Annotated in this window: 1 protein-coding gene; it reads right to left on the bottom strand. The window is 61.8% G+C overall.

Translation table 11 applies throughout. The annotated features are described in order from the left end of the window. Nucleotides 1-25: 25 nt before the first annotated feature. The gene (locus tag GFM02_RS34730) at nt 26-1,171 is read right to left on the bottom strand and encodes an IS4 family transposase (RefSeq protein WP_020047708.1); all 1,146 of its coding nucleotides are present in this window, start codon (nt 1,169-1,171) and stop codon (nt 26-28) included. Between the last annotated feature and the right edge of the window lie 94 nt (nt 1,172-1,265).

The raw sequence follows: 1,265 nt of genomic DNA, 5'->3' as shown, positions 1-1,265 counted from the left end.
CCACTGCTGTCCGGTTTAAATTTTGTCACCATTGGAGGCTCATTTGGCCGAGATTTCCGGGGGGACTGTGGCTTGGTTTTAGCAGGCGGTCGATCCTTTTGCGGTGCATGAGGTTAGCGCGCACCAGGCGGGCGAAGGCCAGCGGGCTTGTGACGATGGTCTGGTCGGCCTTTGCCATCTGCAGCAACAGATAGGCGATCAGGGCGACGGCGATCTGGATGCGGACGGCATTTTCGCTGTTGCCGAGGAAATGTCGGATCTTCAGCGTCTGCTTGACCCAACGGAAAAACAGCTCGATGGCCCAGCGGCGCTTGTAAAGAGCGGCGATCTCCTCGGCCGGGGCGGTGAGATCGTTGGAGAAGATGCGCAGCACCTTGCCGGTCTCGATCCGCACGCCGATCTCACGCACCGGCCGGTTCATCGGGTTGCGGCGGCTCTTGGCCTGGCGCTGCGGCAACAGGCCGATGCGGTCGAACAGGATGCCGGCATCCTCATTTGCCGCCTGCTCGGCGCTCACCGTCAGTTTCGTGTGGGATTTGAGGCGGGTGACGATGCGGCAGCCGGCGGCGTCCAGCTTCGCCCACCAGCCGAAGTCGTAATAGCCGAGATCGAAGACATAGGTGGCGCCCGCCTCGACCGGCATCTCTTTGGCGGCGGTGATGTCATTGACATTGGCCGGGGTGACGGCCGCATAGATCGGTCTTTCGGCGTTGGCATCGTAGACGACGTGCATCTTGGCGCCGCAGGCCTGATCGGAAAAGCGAGCCCAGTGCGATCCCGCCCCGGAAAGAGGCAGACTGCTGCCGTCGATCAGATAGACCGCCTCGCCGACGGCCCGCTTGAGCCCGCGTCCGGCGCGGGCCACCATCTGCGCGAACAACTCGGCAAAAACAGTGCTCGGACGCAGGCCGTTGGCATCGGCCAACGTCGAGCGCAATACCGGGCGAGCGCCGAGATGGTAAAGGCGCGCGCTGTGGCTTTGCAGGGAGCCGACGATCTCGCGCAGGCTGACGGCACCGGCAAGCTGGCCATAAAGCAGCGCGATCAACTGGCTCTTCGTCGACAGCCGCCGAACGTGCTTATCGGCCTGATGCTCCTCTACAAGTCTTTGGAAGACCGCCCACGGAATCCGCTTCAACAGATCATGAAAGACGCTATTGTCGTGCCGCACGGTGTTGCTCCTCTTTCGTGTCCGGGAACGTCGCCAAACGCTCGAACATGAGTAGAATCAACACCGTGCACCATGTCCACTAAATTTAAACCGG

Source organism: Rhizobium leguminosarum bv. viciae (assembly GCF_012276115.1).
Lineage (GTDB): Bacteria > Pseudomonadota > Alphaproteobacteria > Rhizobiales > Rhizobiaceae > Rhizobium > Rhizobium leguminosarum_T.
This window is presented reverse-complemented; position numbering and strand designations above follow the sequence as displayed.